We start from the raw sequence: 16,828 nt of genomic DNA on the forward strand, positions 1-16,828 counted from the left end.
TGTATTCTCTCCAGGCAGCACCGATGAGCCGCCCGCGAGAGGAAGCACCATGACCACCGAGCTGACCCCCGACGCGCTGACCGGGCTCCTGGAGGGGGCCCGGCAGGAGTACCAGGACCTCGCGGGGCGCGGACTCTCGCTCAACCTCACCCGCGGCAAGCCCGCACCCGAGCAGCTCGACCTCTCCGACGCGCTGCTGAGCCTGCCCGGCACCGGCCGGCACACCGCGGCCGACGGCACCGACGTACGCAACTACGGCGGCCTGCAGGGCCTGCCCGAGCTCCGTGCGCTGTTCGCCGAGGCGCTGCAGGTGCCGGCCGGGCAGCTGCTCGCGCTGGGAAACTCCAGCCTGGAACTGATGCACGACTGCCTCGTCCACGCCCTGCTCGGCGTGCTGCCCGGCGCCGAAAAGCGCTGGGCCGACCAGGAGCGGATCGCGTTCCTGTGCCCCGTGCCCGGCTACGACCGGCACTTCGCGCTGTGCGAGCGGTTCGGCATCGACATGATCACCGTGCCGATGACCGCCGACGGGCCGGACATGGACACGGTGGAGCGGCTGGTGGCCGAGGACCCGGCCGTCAAGGGCATCTGGTGCGTGCCCAAGTACAGCAACCCCGACGGCGTCTCCTACAGCGACGAGACCGTGGCGCGGCTCGCGGCGATGCCCACCGCCGCACCCGATTTCCGGATCTTCTGGGACAACGCGTACGCCGTCCACCACCTCACCGCCGAGCCCGTCGAGATCGCCGACCTGCTCTCCGCCTGCGACCAGGCGGGCCACGCGGACCGTGCCTTCGTGTTCGGCTCCACCTCGAAGATCACCGCCGCGGGCGCGGGCGTCGCCTTCTTCGGCTCCTCGCCCGCCAACGTGCAGTGGCTGCTGGCGAACAACCAGAAGCGCTCCATCGGCCCCGACAAGATCAACCAGCTGCGGCACGTACTGTTCCTCCAGGACGAGGAAGGGCTCCGCGCCCACATGGAGCGCCAACGCGCCCTGCTGGAGCCGAAGTTCGCGGCCGTCGAGCGCATCCTCGACGCCGAGCTCGGCGGTACGGGCCTGGCCACCTGGACCTCGCCCAAGGGCGGATACTTCGTGACGCTGGAGGTCCCCGAGGGCTGCGCCCAGGAGGTCGTACGCCGCGCGGGCGAGGCCGGCATCGTGCTGACCCCGGCCGGCGCCACCCACCCCTACGGCAACGACCCGCGCGACGCGATCATCCGGATCGCCCCCAGCTACCCGGGCCTCGACGAGCTGGAGCAGGCGATCCACGGCCTCGCCGTCTGCGTACGCCTGGTGGGCTACGAGCAGCGCGTCGGCTGAAGTCACCCCGACTGTCCGGCGACGGGGCGGGCGTACATCGGTCCGCCCCGTCGCAGGGCCTGACGGGGCGTCACATACGGACGAGTAGCGGACGTTATCAATCCGTTGCTGCAATCCGGCGGTCTGTCATGTCTATGATGCGCGATGATCTTTGTGAACCGCCGCCACGGTCGCCGCACAATTCACCGACGTGGCGCCCGCAGCGCGCTGACGCTGCTGGGCACCGGATGCCTCCTCGCCGCCACTCTGCCGCCCGCCCTGTCCGCCGCCGCGCCTCCGGGGGAGGAGCGGTCCGCCGCTTCCACTTCCACCTCCACCGAGCAGCGCGTCGCCCGGCATCTGGAGAGAGTGAAGGATCATCCGGAAAAGCTACGCGCGTTGATAAAGGCGCTTCCCAAGGGAGGCGACCTGCACAACCACCTGCCGGGCGCCGTCTCGACGGAGCTGTTGATGCAGCTCGCCGTCGAGGACGGACTGTGCATCGAGGACAAGACCTCCAAGGCCGTCCCGGCGCCGTGTCCCGAGGGGGCGCGGCCCGCCGCCGACACCCGTACCGACTCCGCGTTCCGGCAGAAGGTGCTGCGCGCCTGGTCGATGCAGGACTTCCCGCAGGGCAGCCCGGGGGAGTCGGGACACGACCACTTCTTCGACTCGTTCGGCAAGTTCGGCGCCGTCACCGGGCCCGAGCACAACGGCCGCATGCTGGCCGAAGTGACCAACACGGCCGCCGCGCAGCACCAGTCGTACCTGGAGACGATGGTCACCCCGGCCGAAGCCGAGGGCAAGAAGCTGGCCGACAGGACCGGCTTCGACAAAAACCTCGACCGGATGCACGCCAAGCTGCAGTCCGGCGGCATCGACCGCGTCGTACGGCACGCGCAGCGCGAAGCCGACCGCACCGAGGCCGACTTCCGCAAGGCGGCGCACTGCGGCACAGCCGAGGCCCAGCCCGGCTGCCGCGTACCCGTCCGCTTCATCTCCCAGATCTCCCGCGCCATGCCGAACGAGCAGGTGTTCACGCAGATGGAGGTCGGCATGCGGCTGGCCGAGCGGGACAAGCGGTTCGTCGCGGTCAACCCCGTACAGCCCGAGGACGACAAGAACTCCCTGCGCAACTACCGGCTCCACATGCGGATGCTGGACTACCTGCACGAGAAGTACCCCCGCGCCCACCTCACGCTGCACGCCGGTGAGCTCACCCCCGGCATGGCCAAGCCCGAGGACCTCAGCTTCCACATCAGCGAGGCCGTACGGACCGGGCACGCCGAACGCATCGGCCACGGCGTCGACTTGAAGCACGAGGACAACTACCGGCAGCTGCTGCGTACGATGGCCCGCCGCGGCATCGCCGTCGAGTCCCCGCTCACGAGCAACGCGCAGATCCTCGGCGTGTCCGGCAAGGACCACCCCTTCCAGACGTACCGCAAGGCCGGCGTGCCGGTGGTGCTCTCCACGGACGACCCGGGTATCTCGCGCACCGACATCAGCACCGAGTACCAGCGCGCCACCACCACGTACGACCTGACGTATCCGGAGCTGAAGGACCTGGCCCGCGCCTCCCTGGAGCACGCCTTCCTCCCCGGCCGCAGCCTGTGGCAGGCCCGCCCCGCCCAGCGCGGCTACACCCCGGCCGCCCCCTGCCGCGGTGACGAGCCCGGTACGAACCGGCCCGGCCCCACGTGCCGCGCACTCCTGACCGCCAGCCCGAAGGCGCGGATGGAGTGGCAACTGGAGGACTCCTTCAGGAAGTTCGAGCAGCGCGTCGTGCGCGACAACGGGTGACGGACGCCCGGCGGGAGTCGTACGCGGCTCCCGCCCGGCGACGGGCTCGCGGCCGGGGTGCTTCGCCGCGAGCCGGCACGTCGGCGTACTGCGCAGCCCTCAATGCCCGCACAGGAAAGGCCCGTTCGCGGTGGTTGGCGTGTCAATCAATTTCGCGGAGCGGATCCCGTGGAACGGCGTTACGGTGGCCGTGTCGTGACTGGAAGATTCTCAGAGAGAAGGTGACGACATGCTGAAGTACGTGCCTCCCGTGGTTCTGCGGATGGGCAGCATCGAAGAACTGACCGGGCAGCTGCGCCATGGCGTACCCGATCTGCTCGGGCACGGGAACATTCTCTGAAGTCCCCGTGATTTCCCCCTCTGGGCCGGTAGTCATGCACTGGGCGGGATGCTCGGGACGGGTCGGCCCAGGGGGCCTGGGGGAAGACATTCCGTACCGGACAAGGGAGTTCGGGGCGGTGCGTGGACGCGGCGGGGACGAGGCAGTGCAGTGGGTGCCGCCGGGAGGGGGCGGGGGACTGCCGCAACCGGCGCGTGGGGCCGCCCTGTTGCTCTGCGGGCCGTTTCCCCGGCCCATTGCGACAGGGCTTGTGGAGCGGATTGTCCGGGACGTGTGCGCCGGGCGGTTCGCCGCTTTGAAAGAACTCCCCGGGGAAGCGTCGGGATGTGTCGTCCGGCCGCAGGGAGCCGTGGTGTTCCGCGGTATCTGCAGTCCGGATCAGGTCTTTTTCCGGCGGGCTCCGGACGGCGGGGTGGAATGGTCCAGTGACCCGCGGGATCTCCTGGGGGGACGCTTTCCTGATTTCTCCCACGAGACGCTGTGGCGCAGCTGCCGGGGCGAGGACGTCTTCGTGTATCCGGGTCTGGGGACCCTGCACTCCGGGGAACTCGCCGAGCTGAAATGCGGCGGAACAGGGGCTGTTGAGGGCGGCGGCACAGGGCCGGGCGAGCCCGAACAGCCAGGGAGGCGCGCGTACTTCGAGCGGCCCCTTCCCCTGGACATGCCGCGACGTGCCCCCTTGAGGCAGTACGCGGAGCTCACGTACCAGCTGTTGCTGGAGGAAGTGCGGCCGTACGCCGGAAGCAGGGTCGGGATGCTGCTCTCCGGAGGGGTCGACTCCGCCACCGTGCTCGCCGCCCTCACCGAACAGGGCGCGGACGTCGTGGCGTACCACATGGGCGCTGACGACCCCGCGGCCGACGAGTCGGCAGGCGCCCGGGCGGTGTGCCGGAAGCTGGACGTTCCCCTGGTGACCGTCGAACGCGCCACCGGGGAGGACTACTTCCCCCACCCCGACGGCGGCTGGGACTTTCCGCACCCCTACAACCACATCTGGCTGCGCTCCCTGGAACGCGTCGCGGACCGGGTGGCCGCGGACGGTATACCGGTGCTGCTGTCCGGGCTGGAGGGGGACATGCTCTTCGGGCCGCTGCGCTACGGACTCCACGACATCGTCGCCGGGGACGTACGGATGCGGGAGAAGTGGCGGATGCTCCAGGGCCTGGCGGCCACCCGCTGGGAGCTGCGCCGCCTCCTGCGCAGCGCCAGGCGCTCGTACTCGCTCTACGCCGACCCCGAGGCGCACGCCGAAGTGGAGCTCGGCAGCGACTTCCTCACCCCGCTTCCGGGGGCGGCACCGGAGGAGTACGGCGGGGACTTCGCACCGCAGGAGCACACCCTCAACCTGGCACTCTGGCGCCCGCGGGGCATCCGTTTCGACAAGCCGCTGGGCTGCCGCGCGCTGCGCCGGCTCGCGGCGCGGCTGCCCGACGCCTACCGGCTCATCCCCTACGGCGGGCGCACCCTGGACAAGCCCGTGCTGCGGCTGGCCGCGGCGCACCGCCTCCCGCCGCAGGTGTGGCGGCACTACGGGCGCACCTGGCTGGGCTCGCCCGACGAGCGCTGGTGCCTGGAGCACCCGGAGATGCTCTCCCGGCTCCTCGGCGCCCCGGAATCCCGGCTGGCGGCCGCGGGCGTCGTGGACTCGGCGCGGCTCGCCGGAGTGCTCGCGGACCCGCTGGCACACCGCCGCAACGCAGAGAACCTGTTGTGCTCCGCCATGGTCGAGCTCTTCCTGCGCGACCTGGAGGTCAAGACCGGCCCCGGACAGGACGCCGTCACCCGCACGACCGTCATCACCCGTGCTGCGGACAGGAGTTGACCATGCCGCTGCTCCACCTCACCGAACAGACCACCTTCGACCCCGCGGACGGCGCCGGAGTGCTACTGGACGGCGCACAGGGCGTCTACTTCGAACTGAACCCGGTGGCCACGCTGATGCTGGAAGCCGCCCTGCGGTACGACACCGCGGAAGAGGCGGCACGGCACCTGGGCGAGCGGATCGAAGCGAGCGAGGACGAACTGCGCGACGGCCTCGCGGAGTTGGCAGGACAGCTCGCGGAGAACCAGCTTGTCCACCGCGCCGCCGCCCGCCCCGACACCTGACGCCACCGCACCGAACCGCACCCACCGCACCCAACCGCACCGAATCGTGCTGAGAGGACGCCCACGAGGGCTGAAAACCCACGAGAGCCGGGAGAACAGAGAGGCGGCGCGGCCATGCACAGGACCACCCCCGACTGGGAGTTCCTGCTCCGGGACCCCGGCCCCCCGCCGCCCGCGGTGCCCCGCGCGTCCCGGCTGCTGGCCGCGGCCCGTACAGCCCGCGCGACGCGCATACTCCACCGGTACGGCTGGCCGAGGGCACAGCAGTATCTGCGCACCATGCGGCCCCTGCACACCGTGGCCCCGGACCGTGAGCCGGCGCTCCGCCTCGCCCACCGCGAGGTGCAGCCCTGCCTCATGGTGCTGCGGGTGGTGGAGCCCAACGCCCTGTGCCTGCCGCGGTCCTACGCCCTGGCCGTACACCTCTCCGCGCTCGGCCTGCCGGCCGAGGTGGTGATAGCCCGGCAACGCACCTCCGTCGGCGCGCGGTTCGCCTTCCACGCCTGGGCGGAGCTGCACGGAGAGGTACTCGCCGACATACCCGGCGTGCAGAGCGGATTCACCGTGCTGCAACGGGTGGGCGCCGACCAGCTGTTGGCGCCACGAGGGGACCTCTCCCGGCCGGGGGCCGCGCGATGAGCGCCCGGCGCGGCCCGCAGCGGCGCGGCGCGCTGCGGGAGGTACTGCTCGTACTGCGCGGCAGCGGGCGCCGCATCACGCTGGCGGCGGGGCTGGCACTGGCCGGTTCGGCCCTGGCACTGGCCCAGCCCCTGCTGGTCAAGCGGGTGCTCGACGCGGCAGGCGCGGGCCGGGGCACCGGGGGGCTCATCGTCTTCCTGATCGCGCTGTTCGTCGCCCAGGCCGCGGTGCAGGCGCTCGCACGGTACGCGCTCGCACGCACCGGCGAAGGCATCGTGCTCGGGCTGCGCCTGGACCTGATCGGTCATCTGATGCGGCTGCCCATGCGCACCTACGACCGCTACCGGACGGGTGACCTCATCTCCCGCGCCGGCGCGGACAGTACGGCACTGCGCGTACTGATCGCGGAGGGCTTCACCGACGCGGTCACCGGCAGCCTCGGACTGGCCGGCGTGGTGGTGCTGATGGTGTGGCTGGACTGGACGCTGTTCCTCATCACCCTGGCCATGATCACCGTCGGCGCCCTGGCCGTGGCCTCGGTGCTGCGCCGCGTCGAGCGGGCCTCGCTCCACGCACAGCAGGCGACCGGCGCGATGACCGCCGACCTGGAGCGTGCGCTTGGTGCCATCCGCACGGTACGGGCCAGCCGTGCCGAGCGGCGCGAGGCGGAACGGATCGGACAGCAGGCCGAGTCCGCCTACACACAGAGCGTGCGGGTGGGCGCGCTGGACGCGGTGGTCACGCCGGCGATCATGCTGACCGTCAACGGCTCGTTCCTGCTGGTCCTGCTGATCGGTGGACTGCGCGTCGCGAACGGCGGCGCCTCGTTCGCCGAACTCGCCGCCTTCCTCCTCTACATGCTCTACCTGATGAGCCCGGTCAGCGCCCTCTTCCAGGCACTGAGCAGCATGCGCCAGGGGCTCGGCGCGCTGCGGCGGATCAGCGGCATCCTCGACCTGCCGGGGGAGCAGCAGGAGACACGCCGCCCCGCCTCCCCGAACTCCGCAGCGACCGATGAGCGCGCCCCCGTGCTGGAGCTGCGGGACGTCTGGTTCGGCTACGAGCCGCGCGAACCGGTGCTGCGCGGCGTCTCCTTCGACGTGCCGCGGCGCGGGCACGTCGCGCTGATCGGCAGATCCGGCGCGGGAAAGTCCACGGTGTTCGCGCTGGCGGAACGGTTCTACGACCCGGACGCGGGGCAGCTGCTCTACCGCGGCAGCGACGTACGCGAGGCGACCAGGGAGCAGCACCGGGCGCGGATCGGACTGGTGGAACAGCACGCCCCGGTGCTCTACGGCACCCTCCGGGAGAACCTGCTGTACGCGGCACCGGACGCCACACCACAGGAACTGGAGCGGGTCCTGGAGCTGACGCAGCTGACGGAACTCGTATCGCGGCTGCCCCGGGGGCTGGAGACCGAGGCGGGCGAGCGCGGCACCGCGCTGTCCGGCGGCGAGCGGCAGCGCATCGCGCTCGCCCGCGCCCTGCTGACACGGCCGGGGCTGCTGCTCCTGGACGAGCCGACGGCGCATCTGGACGCGGCCAACGAGGCGGCCCTGCGCGACGCCATCGGCCACATCCCGTACGAGTGCGCGCTGTTGGTGATCGCCCACCGGTACTCCACGATCCGGGCGGCCGACCGGGTCGTGGTGATGGAGAGCGGCCACGTCGTGGCCACCGGAACCCACGACGAACTCTTCGACGGCAGCGCCCACTACCGCTCACTGGCGCGTGACCGGGCGGCCGGGGTGACGTAGCCCGGCAGCGGCGGCATGCCCCCGTCCACCGCCTCCGCGAGGGCCGGGCGAGCCCGTTACTGCACCCCGGTCAGCCCGTCCCGTTTCAGCCAGAACCGCTCTGCCCACCCCCGCAGTGACACTCCTCACCTGCGCCGGTGCCCAGCAACTCGGCCAGTCCCGCCCGCAGATGACGGTGCAGCACCTCCTGCGGCGCCGCCTCCAGCGCGGGGGTGCGGAAGGCGTTGTGGAGCAGGCTCGCGCCCATCAGCCACGCCGCCACCAGCTCCGCGCGGACGGCCGCGTCGGGCCCGTCCAGCCGCTGCGCGAAGCGTTCCGAGAAGACCTGCGTGACGTGTTCGCGGAAGTGCTCGACGGCCTCCTCGCGGCTGGGGGAGCGCAGCACGGTCAGCACCGGGTGCGGCACGTCCTCGGAAGCGGGGCCACTGGTGATGAAGTCGCACAGCCAGCCGGGCACATCCTCCAGCGGTATCTCCAACAGCGGGTCGAAGAGCGCCGTGTCCGTCGAGACCAGCTTGAACAGCGCGTCCTTGGAACCGAAATGACGGTAGACGAGGGTGGCGTCGACGCCCGCGTCGCGGGCGATGTCGCGGACGCTGGCGCCGTCGTAGCCGTACTTGCCGAACCGCAGCGCGGCGGCCTTCAGCAGCGCGGTACGGGTGCCCGCCGCGCCGCGCCTGCGCGCCGGGGGAGTGTGTGCCTCCGCTTTGTCGTGTTCCTGTGGTGCGTTCACCGTGATCTGCCTCTGCTTCGGTTCATGGTTCAAGCGCACATGCTCCGTCATTCGCACGCTGTCCGGAAGTCATCGGTCGTTGTCACCAGTCGTTGACCAAGAGGCGGGCGGTGGGCGTATGTTCGGTGATCCGAGCGATCTTTCGACGGACCGCTCGTGCGCAGCCCGGCTGCGCCACGGCCGCGGACGACGGTGTCCAGGCCGTACGGGCACCGAGCCCGCCCCGCCCGCCCCCCCCACGACCACGGCAGGAATGGTGATCACCTGTGCCCCCAAGACACGTCGCCGTCATCGGAACCGGCTACGTCGGACTCACCACCGGAGCCTGCCTGGCCTCCCTCGGCCACCACGTGATGTGCGCCGACGCCGACGGCCAGAAAGTCGAACGGCTCCGGCGGGCACAGGTCGACATCCTGGAACCCGGCCTGCCCGAACTCGTCCGCGAGGGCCTCGAATCGGACCGGCTGCGCTTCCATGACGACACGGCCGAGGCCGTACGGGGCGCCGACACGGTCTTCCTCTGCCTCCCCACCCCCATGGGCGCAGGCGGCGCGGCCGACCTGGCCGCCGTCGAATCGGTGGCCGCCGAAATCCACACGGTCCTCCCGCACGGCTGCGCCGTCGTCAACAAGTCGACCGTTCCCGTGGGCACTTCCGAACGTGTCACCGCCCTGCTCGGCCGCGACGACGTCGCCGTCGTGAGCAACCCGGAGTTCCTCCGCGAGGGCCGCGCCGTCCACGACTTCCTCCACCCGGACCGCATCGTCGTCGGCGCCGACTCGCCGGACGCCGCCCGCCACGTGGCCGACCTGTACGACCCGCTCGACGCGCCCATGGTGCTCACCGACGCCGCCAGCGCCGAACTCACCAAGTACGCGGCGAACTTCTTCCTCGCCATGAAGCTGTCCTTCGCCAACAACCTCGCCGCCGTCTGCGAACGCTTCGGCGCCGACATCGGCGACGTGACCGCCGGCATCGGCCACGACCCGCGCATCGGCGCCTCCTTCCTGCAACCCGGACCCGGCTGGGGCGGCTCCTGCCTGCCCAAGGACACCCACGCCCTGCTCACCGTCTGCGAGCAGGCCGGCGTCGAATTCCCCCTGCTGCGCGCCACCATCGCCACCAACGTCGAGCACCAGAGCCAGCTCGTCGCGCGCGTCGCCGAGAGCTGCGGCCACGCGGACGGCTCCCTGCACGGCGTACGGCTCGCCCTCCTCGGCCTCGCCTTCAAGGCCGGCACCGCCGACCTGCGCGACTCCCCGGCGCTCGCCATCGCCCGCCAACTGAGGGAACGCGGAGCCGAGTTGTACGCCTACGACCCCGCACTGCGCGAGACCCGTCCCGACCTCAGCGACCTGCTCACCCTCGTCGAGGACCCGGCCGACGCGGCGGACGGAGCGGCGGCCTGCCTCGTACTCACCGAATGGCCGCAGTTCCACGACCTGGACTGGGACCACGTCGCCCGGCGGCTGGACACGCCCGTCGTCCACGACTTCCGCAACTTCCTCGACTCCGCCCGCCTGGACCGCGCCGGCCTCACCTGGCACGGCATCGGCCGCACCCCCGTCCCGGCCGGCTGACACCTCAACCGCCGCACACCGCACATCCGCTGCCCCGGCGCCGGTACGCGCGGGAGCGGAGCGCGACCGCGTACGAGCGGCGGACGGCGTACGGGCAGCGGACCGCGCAAGCGGGAGCGGACCGCGTACGGGCGGCGGATCGCATACACCCCCACGGCAGACTCAACAGAAAGGCCCCTCATGCGGGTTCTGTGCACCACCCTCGGCAGCCCCTCCCACGGGCGCGCCCAACTCCCGCTGCTGCGGGCGCTCGCGGCGGCCGGACACGAGATACTGGTGGCCACCACCCCGGAGCTCACCCACGTCTTCCAGCACGACGACGTCCGCGTCCTCAGCTGCCTCCCGGACTTCAGCCCCGGCACGTTCGCCGGACCCGCCCTCGCCGAGCTCGGCGACGGCACCGAACGAACCCCCGACCAGCAGCAGGAGGTCATGCTCCGGGTGCTCGCCGAGGCCGTGTCCGGGCCCATGGCCAGAGGGCTCCTGGAGGTCCTGCGCCCCGTCGCCGCGGACTTCGCCCCCGACCTGATCCTCCGCGACGGCATGGACCTGAGCAGCTGCCTGATCGCCGAACAGGCCGGCATCCCGCAGCTCCCCACCCCCTCCGGAGCCAGCAACGCCCTTGACCCGCGGCACACCGTGCCCGGCCTCAACGCCGTGCGCGACGAGCTCGGACTGCCGCAGCAGCAGGACCCGTTGGCGATGGTGGCGCACGGCCGCGTCGACTACGTACCGCCGGAGTTCTCCTACGCCGCCCACCTGACCGGACCGCTCTCCTACCGGCAGACGGTCAACGTCGACCGCACCTCCGCCCTGCCGCAGTGGGTCGCCGAACTGCCCACCGACCGGCCCCTCGTGTTCGCCGCGCTGGGCACCGCGCTGCCGATGATGCACAAGCGGATGCAGGACGGGGAGCAGGCGCCGGAGATGCCCTTCGAACTGCCGGACCCCACCGAGACCCTGCACACCGTCGTCCGGGCGTCCGGGCTGCTGGAGGAGTGCACCGTCATCGTGTCCACCTCGGGACTCCCGGTGGACACGGCCGGCCTGCCGGCGCACGTCCATCTCACCGAACGGCTGCCGCAGCCGCTGCTGTTGGAATCGGTCGACCTGTTCCTCACCCACGGCGGTTTCAACAGCGTCCGCGAATCGCTGCGCACCGGCACCCCCATGGCGGTCTGGCCGCAGTTCGGCGACCAGCACGGCAACGCGCACCGCACCCAGGAACTCAACGTCGGCCGGGCTGTCACCGACAGCACGCCCGAAGGCATCGCCGCGCTCTGCCGCGAGGTACTGGCCGACACCACCATCGCGGCCGGCGTCCGCCGGGCCCGCCTCGCCATGCTGGCCCTCCCGGAGATCGAGAACGCCGTACCCGACCTGGAGAAGCTGGCCGCCTGAGCACCGGCCGCAGGGCCCGGGCCCTGCCCCGCGACCTGCTTGCACCCTCGCGCCTGCCTCAACGTCCGCGCCCTGTACGGGTGTTGAGGCGGCGCGCAGGGCCGCAATCGAGACTTACGCAACCGCCCCCCACCGCACCGAGGAAGTCAAGTGACGTCATCAGACGCACCCACCCGGGAACCGGCCGACAGTCCACCCGACGACACCGGCCCACCCGTACGGCTCTCGCACCGGGAAGTCACCGTCGTACTGTCCGGGCTGATGCTGGGGATGTTCCTCGGCGCACTCGACCAGACCGTGGTCTCCTCCGCGCTGCGCACCATCGCCGACGACCTGCACGGCCTCACCGCACAGGCGTGGGTGACCACCGCGTACCTGGTCACCGGCACCATCGCGACCCCGCTGTACGGCAAGCTCTCCGACATCCACGGCCGACGGCCGCTGTATCTGATCGCGATCGTGCTGTTCGCCGCCGGTTCGCTGCTGTGCGGCTTCGCCGGCTCCATCCACCAGCTCGCGGCGTTCCGCGCCCTGCAGGGCCTGGGCGGGGGAGGGCTGATGTCGCTGGCCATGACGATCATCGCGGACATCACCTCGCCCCGTGAACGCGGCCGCTACCAGGGCTACTTCATGGCTGTCTTCGCCGGCTCCAGCATCGTCGGCCCCCTCGTGGGCGGCGTCCTCGCGGGCCAGGACACCCTGCTGGGCACCGACGGCTGGCGCTGGATCTTCCTGCTGAACGTGCCGCTGGCCGCCGCGGCGCTCGCCGTGATCATGCGCGTGCTGCGGCGCGTACCGCACCGCCCCGTACGGCACCGGCTGGACTACGCGGGCGCCGCCACCCTCGCCGTGGGCGTCGTCCCCCTCCTCACCGTCGCCGAACAGGGCCGCACGTGGGGCTGGGCCTCCCCGCAGGCCTTGGCCATGTACGCCGTGGGCGCCGCCGGACTGGCCGCCTTCCTGTTCACCGAACGCCGCATGGGCGACGCGGCGTTGCTGCCGCCGCGGCTGTTCCACATCACCAGCTTCCGGCTCGGTACGGTGCTCCACTTCCTGGTCGGCATCGGCATGTTCGGCACCATGACGACGCTGCCCCTGTACCTCCAACTGGTCCAGGGCATGAGCCCGATGACCGCCGGCCTCGCCATGCTCCCCACCATGGCGGCGAACGTGGCGGTCACCCTCGTGGTCGGCCGGCTCATCTCCCGCACCGGCAACTTCAAGGTCCACCTCGTGACGGGCGTGTCCTGCCTCACCGCCGCGATGCTCGTGTACGCCACGCTGCGCGTGGACAGCCCGCTGTGGCACGTCGCCGCCGGCATGCTGTTCATGGGCGCGGGGCTGGGCGCGGCCATGCAGACCATGACCACGCTGGCCCAGTCCGAAGTGCCTCCTGGCGACATGGGGGCGGCCACCGCGTCGGTCAACTTCTTCCGCTCCAACGGCGGTACGGTCGGCGCCGCCGCTTTCCTCTCCCTTCTCTTCTCCCTCGCCGGAAGCCGCATCGGCGACCGCCTCACCGCCGCCCTCCACCAGCCGGAAGTCCGCCAACTCGCCGAACAGCCCGCCAACGCCCACGTGTTGCGCGACGTCGTACGCCCGGACGGCAGCATCAACCTGGAGGATTCCGCCTTCCTCCACACCCTCACCCCACGCCTGGCCCGCCCCTTCCTGGAGGGCTACGTCAGCGCCCTCCAGGTCGTCTTCCTCGCCGGCGCGGCAGTGACCCTGATCGCGGTCATCATCGCCGCCTGGCGGGTCCCCAACCTGAAACTCTCCGACAAGTAGCGCGTCTTCGGCTGCTCTGCGGGGGCTGGGCGGTGGGCCTGCTGACCGGTGCCGATGCCGATGCGGGGTACGGGGTGTCGGGTGCCGGGTTCCGAGGGTAGCGGGAACCGTCGATGTCTCCGACCGTTGGCGCCCCTGGGCCGGTGGACAGTACGCCCGGTGAGCGTCGCCGGGACCGAAAGGGCGTGAATGGGCGGCGCCCCCGGCAGACCGCGTTGTACGTCCGTACGTGCGCGGGGTGTCGGGCGCCGTGGTGCGGCTTTAGTCTGGCAAGACTGGCATGTACATAACACACCACTCACGGGCGGGTGTATCGGATGTGTCCCGGTGTGCGTGTGGGGTGGAGGTGGCGGCCGTGCTGAGTCTTGACCGTCCGCTCGTATCGGTCGGCCCGCGTGCGTTCGATGTGGGCGCGGAGTACGAGGAGTTGCGCGGGCACGGGGAGATCGTGCCGGTGCTCGCGCCCGGCGGCGTACCGGTGTGGCTGGTGACCGGTACCCGGCTGGCGCGGGTGGTGCTCACCCACCCGGCGATGTCCCACGAGATGCGCCACTGGCGCGCGGTGCGGGAGGGCGCGGTCGCGCTGCCGTGGCCGCACCGGCTGTTCCTGCAAGGGGCGAACATGCTCAACGCCGACGGCAGCGAGCACGCCCGGCTCCGCGAGCCGGTGGCCCAGGCGTTACGGGCGCGCGCGGTGGAGGCTGTGCGCCCGCGTATCGAGGAAATCGTCGACGGACGGCTGGAGGCGATGGCCTGCCTGCCGCCGGGTCCGGTGGACATGAGGGCACAGTTCGCGGTGCCGGTACCGCTGGAGGTGTTCGGCGAGATGTTCGGCATCACCGACCCGCAACTGCGTACGCTCTTCCGCCAGTTGGTGACCACCGGACTCGACGCCGACGCCTCGCCGCAGACGGTCGCGGAGATGCAGGCCGCGTTCGCGCGCGGCCTGCACGAACTGATCGAGCAGCGACGGCGCGCGCCGGGCGGAGATGTGACCAGCGCGCTGGCGACCTCCGGCCTCTCGGACGCCGAGTGCCGGGACACGCTGCTGCTGATGGTCGCGGCCGGACACGAGACGACTGCGACCCTGCTGTGCAACGCGGTCCGCCACCTGCTCAGCCACCCCGCCCAACTCGCCCTCGTACAGGGCGGTGAGCACTCCTGGGCGGACGTGGTCGAGGAAGCACTGCGCCTGAGGGCGCCGGTGAAGGACAACTTCCCGCGGTTCGCCACTGAAGACCTCACCCTCGTCGGCGCCTGCGGGGGAGGGGAGCAGGTGATCCGGGCGGGGGAGCCGGTCATGGTGTCGCTGGGCGCGGTCGGCCGCGACCCCGACGTGCACACCGCGCCGGACACGTTCGACCTCACCCGCGCGCCCGCGGGGCATGCCGCGTTCGGACTGGGCGTGCACCACTGCGTCGGCGCTCAACTGGCCCGCACAGAGGGAGAGATCGCCCTGCGAAACCTCTTCACGCGCTTCCCGGACATGCGCCTGGCCGAGAACGCCCCACCGGAACCCCTGTCCACCTTCATCGTGGACACCACCCGCCACTGCTGGATCACCCGCACCTGACCCGCCGCCCGGTTGTTGACGGAACGTCACACACGGCCCCGTCCCAGCCTGTTACGGGGAACGTTCGCCCCTCGCAGCGCGGCACGGCATGGACCGCGGTCCCACGTACTCGGGCAGGGCTGGCCACAGGCTGTCGAGACCGAGGCGGAACACGGGCTCCGACCGCCAGGCCGCCTCCTGGCCCGGCCGGCTACCGGGCGCCCTTCCCGCAGCTCAGCGGTCCCGCCAGGAACCGCGTCGACTCGACGCTTCGTCCACTCCCGTGACAGGAGCTATCCGAAGTGACATCCGACGCGGGGGAGGGAAGCAGTGGTGGGATGGCTGGTGCTGTTGCTGGTGACAGGTCCCGTCATCATCGGGTTCGGCATCTACGAGGCCGTGCACCAGCGCCGCCTGCGACGCGAAGGGATCCGCACCGAGGGCCGGGTGGTCCGCCACCGCATGCAGCGCGTCCAGAAGGGGGCCACGTACTTCGCGGTGGTCAACTTCGTCGACACGCAGGGCAGTTCGTACGAGTTCGAGGCCAAGGTGTCCGGAGTCAAAGGCCTGCCCGTGGGCTGTCAGGCCCCCGTGCTCTACTTCTCCGGCGCCCCGAAGGCCGCACGGCTCGACCTTTCCGGGAAACGGTTCGAGAGCATCGTGATCCCTCTCGCGGTCGGAGGCGCGTTCACGGCCGCCGGGATCTGGATGCTCGTCACCGGCCGTTGAGCCCGTTCCCCGGCCGACTCGTGGACAGGGCCCGACTCCGGGCCCGGCACGGGTCCGCGGGTACACGGTCACCCCTCCCGGTCCGCTTCGGGCCCGGACGACCAGGAGGCGGCCATGTCGAGGAAGGCGCGGGCGGCCGGGGTGAGCGCGGCGGGCCTGCTGACGAGCGCGACGCGCAGGTGGGATGTCGGCTCGATGTGGTGGACCGCGGCACCGGCCCGCTCGGCGAGGACCGTCCACGACGACGGCACCACCGCGTGACCCAGACCGGCGAGGACCATGGGCAGGATCGACGTACGGTGCGCGATCTCCGCGGCGATGTGCACCTCGGTTCCGCTGGCGAGGATGTCGTCGACGAGCCGCCGCATCAGACTGCCGCGCTGGGAGACGATCAGCCGCCGGCCGTGGAGGTCGGTACGGCGCACCGTGCCGCCCGGGGGCAGGCCGTGGTCCGGCGGCGAGATGAGGATCAGCGGCTGATCCTCTATCGGCAGGACGCGCAGCTCGGCGGTGTGCGGGTTCCCGGCCGAGCCGAGCAGACCGATCTCGGAGAACCCGGTACGTACGCTCTCCATCACCTCGTCCGGGGTGAACGCGCCGTCCACATTGACCGTGATCCCGGGGTGCGCCGCGGCGTACCGGCTCAGCATGGCGGTGAGCGGCTCGATTCCGGGGGACGGCATGGAGACCAGGTCGAGGCGCCCGCGCTGGACGCCTTTGACCGACTGCGCGACGGCGCGGGCGGCGTCGAGGTCGCGCACGACCTGGCGGGCCGGCTCGATCAGCTCCCTGCCCGCCTCGCTGAGGACGACGCCGCGGCCGGCCCGGTGGAACAGCGGCACGCCGAGTTCGCGCTCCAGGTTGGCGATGGCCTGCGACAGCGACGGCTGGGCGATATGGATGTACTCGGCGGCACGCCCGAACCCGCCCTGGTCGACCACGGCCAGGAAGTAGCCGAGCTGGCGTGCGTCCACGTGCCTCCGCTCAAGTCGTCGCCATGCAGGCCCTGTTCGGCAGGGCAGGCCCATTCGACGGGGCGCCGCCCGAAAGAATCAAGAGGCCGGCACGGTACGCGGCGGGCGTACGGTCGCCTCAACCGC

At 71.5% G+C, this 16,828-nt stretch carries 13 protein-coding genes; 11 read left to right on the forward strand and 2 right to left on the reverse strand.

The genetic code is table 11. From position 1 onward, the window contains the following. Positions 1-49 precede the first annotated feature (49 nt). The 6 genes from AC3AGO_RS35690 to AC3AGO_RS35715 all read left to right on the forward strand — a co-directional run bounded on the left by AC3AGO_RS35690 (position 50) and on the right by AC3AGO_RS35715 (position 7,945). Positions 50-1,321 carry an aspartate aminotransferase type Ic gene (locus AC3AGO_RS35690; RefSeq protein ID WP_487824463.1) on the forward strand — a complete coding sequence of 424 codons (1,272 nt, stop codon included), beginning with the start codon at positions 50-52 and terminating at the stop codon, positions 1,319-1,321. A gap of 144 nt (positions 1,322-1,465) precedes the next feature. Further along, the gene (locus AC3AGO_RS35695; protein ID WP_487824464.1) at positions 1,466-3,103 is read left to right on the forward strand and encodes an adenosine deaminase family protein; all 1,638 of its coding nucleotides are present in this window, start codon (positions 1,466-1,468) and stop codon (positions 3,101-3,103) included. A gap of 1,019 nt (positions 3,104-4,122) precedes the next feature. Next, a complete protein-coding gene (locus AC3AGO_RS35700) occupies positions 4,123-5,265 on the forward strand; it encodes an asparagine synthase-related protein (RefSeq protein WP_487824465.1) in 1,143 nt (380 codons plus the stop codon). 2 nt (positions 5,266-5,267) lie between these two features. Further along, on the forward strand, positions 5,268-5,549 hold the full coding sequence (locus tag AC3AGO_RS35705) for a PqqD family protein (protein ID WP_487824466.1): 282 nt from the start codon (positions 5,268-5,270) through the stop codon (positions 5,547-5,549). A 114-nt stretch (positions 5,550-5,663) separates the two neighbouring features. Further along, positions 5,664-6,188 carry a lasso peptide biosynthesis B2 protein gene (locus AC3AGO_RS35710; protein WP_487824467.1) on the forward strand — a complete coding sequence of 175 codons (525 nt, stop codon included), beginning with the start codon at positions 5,664-5,666 and terminating at the stop codon, positions 6,186-6,188. After that, positions 6,185-7,945: an ABC transporter ATP-binding protein gene (locus tag AC3AGO_RS35715; RefSeq protein ID WP_487824468.1), complete on the forward strand. Its 1,761-nt coding sequence runs from the start codon at positions 6,185-6,187 to the stop codon at positions 7,943-7,945. Before AC3AGO_RS35710 ends, AC3AGO_RS35715 begins: the two co-directional genes overlap by 4 nt. 85 nt (positions 7,946-8,030) lie before the next feature. Here the strand turns inward: AC3AGO_RS35715 and AC3AGO_RS35720 are convergent, their stop codons facing one another. Continuing rightward, on the reverse strand, positions 8,031-8,711 hold the full coding sequence (locus tag AC3AGO_RS35720; RefSeq protein WP_487824469.1) for a TetR/AcrR family transcriptional regulator: 681 nt from the start codon (positions 8,709-8,711) through the stop codon (positions 8,031-8,033). A gap of 233 nt (positions 8,712-8,944) precedes the next feature. Between AC3AGO_RS35720 and AC3AGO_RS35725 the strand changes: the two genes are divergently transcribed. From AC3AGO_RS35725 to AC3AGO_RS35745, 5 genes are all read left to right on the forward strand, one after another. After that, complete coding sequence (locus AC3AGO_RS35725) at positions 8,945-10,258, forward strand: UDP-glucose dehydrogenase family protein (RefSeq protein ID WP_487824470.1); 1,314 nt, start codon at positions 8,945-8,947, stop codon at positions 10,256-10,258. Positions 10,259-10,438: 180 nt separating this feature from the next. Further along, on the forward strand, positions 10,439-11,659 hold the full coding sequence (locus tag AC3AGO_RS35730; RefSeq protein ID WP_487824471.1) for a glycosyltransferase: 1,221 nt from the start codon (positions 10,439-10,441) through the stop codon (positions 11,657-11,659). 150 nt (positions 11,660-11,809) lie between these two features. Further along, positions 11,810-13,447 carry an MDR family MFS transporter gene (locus AC3AGO_RS35735; protein ID WP_487824472.1) on the forward strand — a complete coding sequence of 546 codons (1,638 nt, stop codon included), beginning with the start codon at positions 11,810-11,812 and terminating at the stop codon, positions 13,445-13,447. Positions 13,448-13,802: 355 nt separating this feature from the next. Further along, positions 13,803-15,020, forward strand: coding sequence for a cytochrome P450 (locus AC3AGO_RS35740; RefSeq protein ID WP_487824473.1), 1,218 nt, complete (start codon positions 13,803-13,805; stop codon positions 15,018-15,020). A gap of 309 nt (positions 15,021-15,329) precedes the next feature. Further along, positions 15,330-15,728, forward strand: coding sequence for a DUF3592 domain-containing protein (locus tag AC3AGO_RS35745; protein WP_487824474.1), 399 nt, complete (start codon positions 15,330-15,332; stop codon positions 15,726-15,728). 68 nt (positions 15,729-15,796) lie between these two features. Here the strand turns inward: AC3AGO_RS35745 and AC3AGO_RS35750 are convergent, their stop codons facing one another. Then, the gene (locus tag AC3AGO_RS35750) at positions 15,797-16,702 is read right to left on the reverse strand and encodes a LysR family transcriptional regulator (RefSeq protein WP_487824475.1); all 906 of its coding nucleotides are present in this window, start codon (positions 16,700-16,702) and stop codon (positions 15,797-15,799) included. Between the last annotated feature and the right edge of the window lie 126 nt (positions 16,703-16,828).

It is taken from the genome of Streptomyces sp. BL1 (assembly GCF_057628045.1).

Bases quoted from the DNA above. Each gene is read 5' to 3' on its own strand.
- AC3AGO_RS35690 (WP_487824463.1), top strand. From the start codon at position 50: ATGACCACCGAGCTGACCCCCGACGCGCTGACCGGGCTCCTGGAGGGG.
- AC3AGO_RS35695 (WP_487824464.1), top strand. From the start codon at position 1,466: ATGATCTTTGTGAACCGCCGCCACGGTCGCCGCACAATTCACCGACGT.
- AC3AGO_RS35705 (WP_487824466.1), top strand. From the start codon at position 5,268: ATGCCGCTGCTCCACCTCACCGAACAGACCACCTTCGACCCCGCGGAC.
- AC3AGO_RS35710 (WP_487824467.1), top strand. From the start codon at position 5,664: ATGCACAGGACCACCCCCGACTGGGAGTTCCTGCTCCGGGACCCCGGC.
- AC3AGO_RS35715 (WP_487824468.1), top strand. From the start codon at position 6,185: ATGAGCGCCCGGCGCGGCCCGCAGCGGCGCGGCGCGCTGCGGGAGGTA.
- AC3AGO_RS35730 (WP_487824471.1), top strand. From the start codon at position 10,439: ATGCGGGTTCTGTGCACCACCCTCGGCAGCCCCTCCCACGGGCGCGCC.